General features: G+C 78.9%; 8 protein-coding genes. 2 read left to right on the top strand and 6 right to left on the bottom strand.

Annotation, left to right across the window (positions count from 1 at the left end; translation table 11 throughout):
• From WDZ17_RS04435 to WDZ17_RS04460, 6 genes are all read right to left on the bottom strand, one after another.
• Nucleotides 1-715: Dyp-type peroxidase (locus WDZ17_RS04435; RefSeq protein WP_339573927.1), on the bottom strand; the 715-nt coding region annotated here is incomplete at its 3' end.
• Complete coding sequence (efeO, locus tag WDZ17_RS04440; protein WP_339573928.1) at nucleotides 712-1,878, bottom strand: iron uptake system protein EfeO; 1,167 nt, start codon at nucleotides 1,876-1,878, stop codon at nucleotides 712-714. The genes efeO and WDZ17_RS04435, both read right to left, overlap by 4 nt.
• An 80-nt stretch (nucleotides 1,879-1,958) precedes the next feature.
• On the bottom strand, nucleotides 1,959-2,804 hold the full coding sequence (gene efeU / locus WDZ17_RS04445) for an iron uptake transporter permease EfeU (protein ID WP_339573929.1): 846 nt from the start codon (nucleotides 2,802-2,804) through the stop codon (nucleotides 1,959-1,961).
• An 87-nt stretch (nucleotides 2,805-2,891) separates the two neighbouring features.
• Nucleotides 2,892-4,190, bottom strand: a complete 1,299-nt coding sequence (locus WDZ17_RS04450) for an HRDC domain-containing protein (RefSeq protein ID WP_339573930.1) — start codon at nucleotides 4,188-4,190, stop codon at nucleotides 2,892-2,894.
• A 226-nt stretch (nucleotides 4,191-4,416) separates the two neighbouring features.
• On the bottom strand, nucleotides 4,417-5,121 hold the full coding sequence (locus WDZ17_RS04455) for a helix-turn-helix transcriptional regulator (protein WP_339573931.1): 705 nt from the start codon (nucleotides 5,119-5,121) through the stop codon (nucleotides 4,417-4,419).
• 164 nt (nucleotides 5,122-5,285) lie between these two features.
• Entirely contained in the window at nucleotides 5,286-5,930 is a 645-nt protein-coding gene (locus tag WDZ17_RS04460; RefSeq protein ID WP_339573932.1) for a DUF3000 domain-containing protein, read from the bottom strand.
• 140 nt (nucleotides 5,931-6,070) lie between these two features.
• On the opposite strand from WDZ17_RS04460, the gene hemE reads away from it, so the two are divergent.
• Both hemE and WDZ17_RS04470 read left to right on the top strand, forming a co-directional pair.
• A complete protein-coding gene (gene hemE, locus WDZ17_RS04465; RefSeq protein ID WP_422631826.1) occupies nucleotides 6,071-7,111 on the top strand; it encodes a uroporphyrinogen decarboxylase in 1,041 nt (346 codons plus the stop codon).
• A gap of 4 nt (nucleotides 7,112-7,115) precedes the next feature.
• Nucleotides 7,116-7,765 (top strand): FAD-dependent oxidoreductase (locus WDZ17_RS04470; protein WP_339573934.1); only part of this gene is annotated, 650 nt, incomplete at its 3' end.

Genomic DNA, 7,765 nt, shown 5'->3' on the forward strand with positions numbered 1-7,765 from the left:
CGAGCCCCAGCTGGGCCCGGTGGAGGACCGTGTTGCCGGCGGCCGTCCGCACGAGCGTGCGGACGGCGTGGACGGCGACCTGCGGGTCGTCGGCGCACGCCTGGACCACGAGGTCGCCGCCGCAGCGACCCGGCTCGAGCGCGTCCCCCGCGAAGGCCGGCAGGTCCGCGAGGGCGGCCGGCCGGCGGTCGGCGAGCCCGAAGCGGTCGTCGAACAGGGACGGACCGACGCCCACGGTGACGGTGAGGCGCGCGGCGCCGGAGTCGAGGGCCTCGCCGGTGTCCGCGGGCGGCGCGAGCGGGTCGCCGCCGACGGCACCGCCCTCGCCGACGGGCCGCCCGGCGGTGAGCGCCCGGGCGGCCGCGGTCCAGCGCTGCAGGAGGTCCGCGAGCTCCTCGCGGCCGCCGCCGACGACGTCGAGGGCGGCCAGGTGCAGGTGCCCCTGGACGGGCGTCGTGATGCCCGCCTGGTGCGTCCCCTCGAAGGTGACCACGCCGCGCGCCGCGGCTCCGCCCGACGAGGCCGCGACCGCCGTCGCGGCCCGGTCGACGCCGGCGCCCGCGACGGCGGCGCCGGCGAGCCCGAGCCCTGCGAGCAGGCGGCGCCGGCTGGGTCCGCGGCGGGCCTGCGCCCGCGCCGCGTCCTCCGTCGCGTCCTCCGTGGTGGGGCGCGCCGGGGTCGCGGTCGCCCCGCCGCGCGGCTCCTCCCCGGTCATCGCGACGCGGCCGCCGCGAGCCCGGACAGCGGCTCGGCGAGGGCGTCGACCGCGCGGCTCAGGTCCAGCCGCTGGTCCTCGTCGAGGGTGTCGTAGGAGACCCAGCCGTCGCCGTCGCGGTAGGGCTCCAGGGCCGTGCGCAGGTCGGCGAAGCGGGCGTCGAGCTCGGCGACGAGCGCGGGGTCGTCCTCCTGCACGAGCGGGCGCAGCGCCTCGAGCGCCTCCTGGGCCCCCGTCACGTTGGCGTCGACGTCGACGAGGTCGGTGTGCGAGAACGCCTCCTCCTCGCCGGTGATCTTGCCGGTGGCCACCTCGTCGAGCAGCTCCTTCGCCCCGTTGCCGATCGAGGTCGGGGTGAGCGGCGCCTCGGGCACCCGGCCGGCCAGCTCGGCGACGTCGTCGACGAGCTGGTCGGCCACCGGGACGAGCGGGGCGAGGTCCTCACCCGTCCACAGGGCCTTCTCCAGCCGGTGCCAGCCGGTGAAGTCGTCGCCCGGGGCGAGGTCGGCCTCGCGGGCGTCCATCCGGGGGTCCAGGTCGCCGAAGGCCTCCGCGACCGGCTCGACCCGCTCCCACGGCGCCCGGGACGGTGCGTACAGCGCCCTCGCCGCCTCGACGTCGCCGGCCTCGACGGCGGCGGCGAGCTGCGTCACGAGGGGCACGGCGGAGTCGGCCTGCTCCTGGACGAAGGCCCGGTAGTCGGCGACGGCCCGCACGGCGGCCGGGTCGTCCGCCTGCGTGACGGCGGCCGGGGAGACGACGAGGTCGGTGCGGATGCCCTCCCCGACCATGCCCGGCTTGCAGGCGAGCTGGTAGGTGCCCTCGCCGAGGTCCACGGTGAGGTCGTAGCTCGTGCCCGGCCCGATGTCCTCCTTCTCCGTCACGATGCGGTCGCCGTCGTAGACGTAGACCTCGGTGACCTGGCCGCCGGCGTTCGTGATGGCGAAGGTGCTGATGCCGGCGGTGAGCTCGCTCCTGGACGCCTCGCACGCGTCGTCGGCGGCGGTGACGACGACGGGTCCCTCGCCGTCGGCGGTGCCGGACCCGGAGGCCGGGGCGGCGTCGGTCGCGCACGCCGTGAGGGGCAGGGCCAGCAGGCCGAGCGCGACGAGGGGCGGTACGGGGGGCGTGCCGGGGCGACGCAGGGGGGCGGGACGGCGCACGGGAGCTCCGGGGGTCGGGCGCGGCGTCGCCGCGCGGGAGTGGCCGGCGCTGTCCCGCGGGACCCGGCCGGCGAGGAGGGTCAGGCGGCGCGGGCGGTGGTCTCGAGCTCGGCCCGGGCGGTGGTGCGCGGGCGCGCCGGACGCAGCACGACGACGAGCATCGGGACGACGTAGAGCACCCAGGCGACCGCCTGGAGCCAGGTCGTCGCCGGGGTGAAGCCGACGGTGCCCTTGAGCAGGGCGCCGTACCAGCTCGCGGGCGGGACCACCGCGCTGACGTCGAAGGCGAGGCTGGTGAGGCCGGGGAGGACGGCCGCCTCCTGCAGGTCGTGGACGCCGTAGGCGAGCACGCCGCCGGCGACCACGACGAGCGCGGCGCCGGACCAGGTGAAGAAGCGGCGCAGGTCGAGCCGCAGGGCCCCGCGGTAGACGAGCCACCCGAGCACGACGGCGACCGCCAGGCCGACGACGGCCCCGACGAGCGGCCCGGTGCCCGCTCCGGTCGCGCGCGCCGCGGCCCAGAGGAAGAGCGCCGTCTCGAGCCCCTCCCGCCCGACGGCGAGCAGGGCGACGACCCCGACGGCGAGCGGCCCGACGGCCAGGGCGGAGCCGACCCGGGCGCCGAGGTCACCGCGCAGGTCGCGGGCGGCCCGGCGCATCCACAGCACCATCCACGTCACGAGGCCGACGGACGCGATCGACAGCGACCCGCCGAAGAGCTCCTGCTGGCGGAACGTCATGTCCCGGGACGTGAGCTCGAGGACGGCGCCGAGGCCGACGCTGAGCAGCACGGCGGCGACGACGCCGACGACGACGGCGGGCAGGGCGTCGCGGCGTCCGGCCCGCACGAGGGCGGCGACGAGCAGCCCGACGACCAGGGAGGCCTCCAGGCCTTCGCGGAGCCCGATGAGCAGGTTGGCCGTCACACCGGTCTCCTCACGAGAGCGCCCCGACGGGGCGAGCAGGCGAAGGTTAGCCTCTCCTCACCCGTGGTGCCAGCACCGGGGGCGCCATCACCTCGTGCCGCGCGGCCGGCCGGCCGTGGCGGACGCCGCCACGGCCGCGGCGAGCGGCTCCGCCAGGAGGTCCACCTGCCACGGCCGGGCCCCGCCGTCGCGCAGCGCGTCCGCGACGGTCGTCGCGTCCAGCGGCTCGGGCGGCTCCCAGCAGGTGCGGCGCAGGAGGTCGGGCTGCAGGAGGTTCTCGACCGGGAGGTCGTGCTCGGTCGAGAGCGCGTCCACGACCTCGCGCGCCGCCGCCAGCCGCGCCGCGGCGGCGGGGTCGCGGTCCTTCCACGTCCGCGGCGGTGGTGGCCCGGTCGGCGGGGTCGAGGTGCGGGGGAGCTCGTCGTCGGGCACGGCCTGACCGCGGCGGACGGCGTCCAGCCACTGCGCGGCGCGGCGCCGGTTCGCGGGCCCCGAGAAGACGGGCAGGGCCGTGAGCGCGGCGGGTGACGTCGGCATCGCCGTCGCGGCGGCGACGACGGCGCGGTCGGGCAGGACGCGCCCGGGGGCGACGTCGCGGCGCTGCGCGAGGCGCTCGCGCTCCTCCCACAGCTCGCGCACGACGGCGAGCTGGCGCCGGCTGCGCACGGCGTGGAGCCCGGAGGTGCGGCGCCAGGGCTCCGCGCGCGGAGGCGCTGGCGGTGCGTCGCGGACGGCGGCGAACTCCTGGCGCGCCCACGCCGTCTTGCCCTGCTCCTCGAGCTCCGCCAGGAGCGCGTCGCGCAGCGGCAGCAGCAGCTCGACGTCCAGGGCGGCGTAGCGCAGCCAGGGCTCGGGCAGCGGGCGGGTGGACCAGTCGACCGCGGAGTGCTCCTTGGCGAGGTCCACCCCGAGCAGCCGCTGCAGGACGGCGGCGAGCCCGACCCTCGGGAACCCCGCGAGGCGCGCGCCGAGCTCGGTGTCGACGAGCTCCCCACCGGGCCGTAGGCCGACCTCGGCGAGGCACGGGAGGTCCTGCGACGCCGCGTGCAGGACCCACTCCGCGTCGCCGAGCGCGTCGGCGAGGGCGGACAGGTCGGGCAGCGCCTCCGGGTCGACGAGCAGCGTGCCGGTGCCCTCGCGGCGCAGCTGGACGAGGAAGGCCCGCTGGCCGTAGCGGTAGCCGGAGGCCCGCTCGGCGTCGACGGCGACGGGCCCGGTGCCCGCGGCCAGCCGGGCGGCGGCGTCCGCGAGGGCGTCGGGGGCGGAGACGACCTCGGGGACGCCGTCGGCCGGCTCGGTGAGGACCGGCACGGGCGCCGGCTCGGCCGCCCCGTGACCGGGGTCGGCCCCGGCCTCGTCGCCGGGGGCGTCGGTGCTCGCGGTCATGGCCTCACCGTAGGGGCGAGGTGCGACGGCCGGTCCGCGGTCGGGTCGGGACCCCGCCGGCGAGGGCGGCGGGTGCCGTCCGGAGAGACCAGGGCACCCCGCCGCGCCGGGGCTTCGGCGCGGCGGGGGAGCGTGGTGGTGGGGACGGTCGTGGAGCAGGGTGGTCGGTGGAGCAGGGTGGTCGGTGGAGCAGGGGGGTCGGTGGACCAGGGGGGTCGGGGACGGCTCAGGTGACGAGGCCGGCGCGCAGGGCGATGGCGACCATCTCGGCGCGGTCCCCGGTGCGCAGCTTGCGCGCGATGCGGGCGAGGTGGCTCTTCACCGTCAGCGCGGACAGGCCGAGCGCCTCCCCGACGTCCCGGTTGGAGCGGCCCTCGGCGACCAGGGAGATGACCTGGACCTCCCGCTCGGAGAGGTCCTGCCACGCGCCGGTCGGGGCGACGGCGTCGGCCGGCCGGGCGGAGCGCGGCGAGCCGCCCTCCTCGTCGGCGGGGTCCACGACGAGGTAGCAGCGGGCGCCGGCCGCGAGGGCGGCACCCGCGGCGGCGGCCGCGTCGGCGCCCTCGCGGTGGTGGTCGACGACCACGGTGGTGGCCCAGCCGCCGACGGAGGAGTCGCGGACGAGGCCGAGGCCCGTCCCGCCGCCGAAGGAGGGCTGGACGACGGCGACGGTGCCGGCGCGACGGGTCGCCAGGCTGCGGGCCGCCGCCGCGTCGGGGGCCGCCAGCACCTCGCGGGCGCCGAGGCCGCGCAGGACGCGGACCGCGGCCCGGCGCAGCGAGGGCGAGGACAGGGCGACGAGCGCCGTGCCGCGGTCCGCGGCGGTCTGCTGCTGGGTGCGGGAGTGCTGGCTCGGGATGCGGGCCACGCCGGGGACGACCGCGCCGCGCTGGGCGGTCCGGTCCACGGGGGGCGGCAGGAGTGCGGGCACGGGGGGCTCCCTTCGGGTGGCGCCCTTCCGTGGGCGCCGTCAGGGGTCCCATCGGCAGGTGCCGGCGTCCACTTGAACCGTCCCGCAAGCGGCCGGACGGGTGACGTCGTCGCGGGTCGGCCGGGAGGAGGGGACCGCGGAGAGAACGCGGGAGGAGGAGGCCGTCAGCGCGTGCGGCGGGGGAGGGCGGTGACGCCCTCGGGCAGCGGGGGCAGGCCCGCCACCGTGCACAGCAGGTGGTCCGCCCAGGCGCGCAGGTGGTCGCCGACGGCGTCGGGGCCGCCGAGGGGCGACCACGAGGCGCGCACCTCGAGCTCGACGCCGGACGGCCGCTCGGCGAGGCTGCCGTAGCTGTCGGACAGGACCCGGGTGACCGTCCCGCCGGCCGCGGCGTGCTCCACGCCGCCCTCGGCGAGGGCGTCGAGGAACCACGACCAGCCCACGTCGCCGAGCAGCGGGTCGCCGCCCGTCTCGGGGTCGAGCTCGGCACGGGCGAAGGTGACCACGCGCAGGTCGCCCTCCCACGCCTCCTGGCCGGCCGGGTCGTGCAGCAGGACGAACCGGCCGGTGGCGAGGTCCTCGTCGTCGCCGGGGCGCGCGACGTCGGCCGACAGCGCGACGGCGAAGGGGGCGACGCGGGAGGGCGCCGGGACCTCCGCGAGCTGCACCTCGGGCCGGGTCCGCGCGGCCCGCAGGCCGGCGACGAGTCGCTCCTCGACGGATCCGGTCGGGGACGACGCGGGAGCCCCGGGAGCACTGCCGGGCCGCGGCGCGCCGCGGCCGCCCCTCGTCGTCCCGCCCGTGCCCACCCACGGGAGGCTAGGTCGCGGGCGGCCCGGCGCGGGGAGGAGGCGCGCCGCCACGCCGTGCCACCATCGCGTCCGTGCCCGACGCCGTCCCGACCACCGCCCCTGCCGCCCCCGCCGGGGGCGCGGCGCCCGCGGTCGACCTGCCTCCCGCGCTGCCGGGCGAGGACCCCTTCAGCGCGGCGGCGAACGGGCGCCGGGGCGCGCGCACGCCGGTGTGGTTCATGCGGCAGGCGGGCCGCTCGCTGCCCGAGTACAAGCAGGCGCGCGCCGGCACGGCGATGCTCGAGGCCTGCCGCACGCCCGAGCTGGTGACGGAGATCACGCTGCAGCCGGTGCGCCGCTACGGCGTCGACGCGGCCGTCCTCTACAGCGACATCGTCGTGCCCCTCGCCGCGGCGGGCGTGGACGTGGACATCGTCCCCGGCACCGGGCCCGTCGTCGGCTCACCGGTGCGCACGGCCGCCGACGTCGAGGCCCTGCCCGTCCTGGACCCCGAGCAGGTCGGCTTCGTCGCCGAGGCCGTGCGCCTGCTCGTCCGCGAGCTCGGCGACGTCCCGCTCCTCGGCTTCGCCGGGGCGCCGTTCACGCTCGCCAGCTACCTCGTCGAGGGCGGCCCCAGCCGCCACCACGAGCGCACGAAGGCGCTCATGTACGGCGACCCGGGGCTCTGGCACGCGCTGATGACGCGGATCGCCGACCTCACGACGACCTTCCTGCGCGTGCAGGTCCAGGCCGGCGCCCGCGCCGTGCAGCTCTTCGACTCCTGGGTCGGGGCGCTGCCGCTCGCCGACTACCGCCGCTACGTCCTGCCGCACTCGACCGCGGTGCTGGCGGGCGTCGCCGACCTCGGCGTGCCGCGCATCCACTTCGGCACCGGCACGGGCGAGCTGCTCGGCGCGATGGCCGAGGCCGGCCCGGAGGTCGTCGGCGTCGACTTCCGCGTGCCGCTGGACGTGGCCGCGCAGCGGGTCGGGCGGCCGCTCGCCCTGCAGGGCAACCTCGACCCGGCGATGGTCTTCGCGCCGTGGGACGTCGTGCGCGAGCGCACGCTCGAGGTCCTCGACCGCGGGCGCGCGGCGCACGGCCACGTCATGAACCTCGGGCACGGCGTGCTGCCCTCCACGGACCCGGACGTGCTGGCGCGGGTCGTGGACCTCGTCCACGAGCGCACCGCGCAGTAGGTCCGTGCCCTCCTCCGCCCGGCCGACGCCGCGACCGACGCGCCCGTCGGCGCCCCTCGTCGTCGTCGGCGGCGGCGTCAGCGGGCTCGCCGCGGCGTGGGAGGCCTCGCGCGCCGGTGCCCCCGTCGTCGTCCTCGAGGCGTCGGTGCGCACGGGAGGCGTCATGGCCCGCGGGTCCCTGGACGTCCCGGGCGCCCCCGAGCCCCTCGTGCTCGACCTCGGCCCCGAGTCGCTGCTCGCCCGCCGTCCCGAGGCCGTCCGGCTCGTGGACGAGCTCGGGCTGGGCGACGACGTCGTCCGGCCGGAGGCCGTGCCCGCCGCGCTCGCCACGCGCGGTGCGCTGCACGCGCTGCCGGCGGGCACGGTGATGGGCGCCCCCCGCAGCACGGCCGGGCTGGCGGGACTGCTGACGCCGTCGGAGCTCGCGCGGGTCCGGGACGAGCGGGTGGAGCCCGTCGGCACCGACCTGGCCGTCGCGGACTTCGTCGCCGGCCGTGTCGGCCGCGCCGTCGTCGACCGGCTGGTCGAGCCCCTGCTCGGCGGTGTCTACGCCGGCAGCGCGGCACGGCTCTCCCTGCGGGCGACCGTCCCGGCGCTGTGGGCCCTCGCCGTGCGCGGCGAGGCGCTCGTGGGTCCGGAGGGCGTCGCCGGCGA

The sequence above is a fragment of the Pseudokineococcus basanitobsidens genome, from assembly GCF_037482545.1.
GTDB classification, from domain to species: domain Bacteria; phylum Actinomycetota; class Actinomycetes; order Actinomycetales; family Quadrisphaeraceae; genus Pseudokineococcus; species Pseudokineococcus basanitobsidens.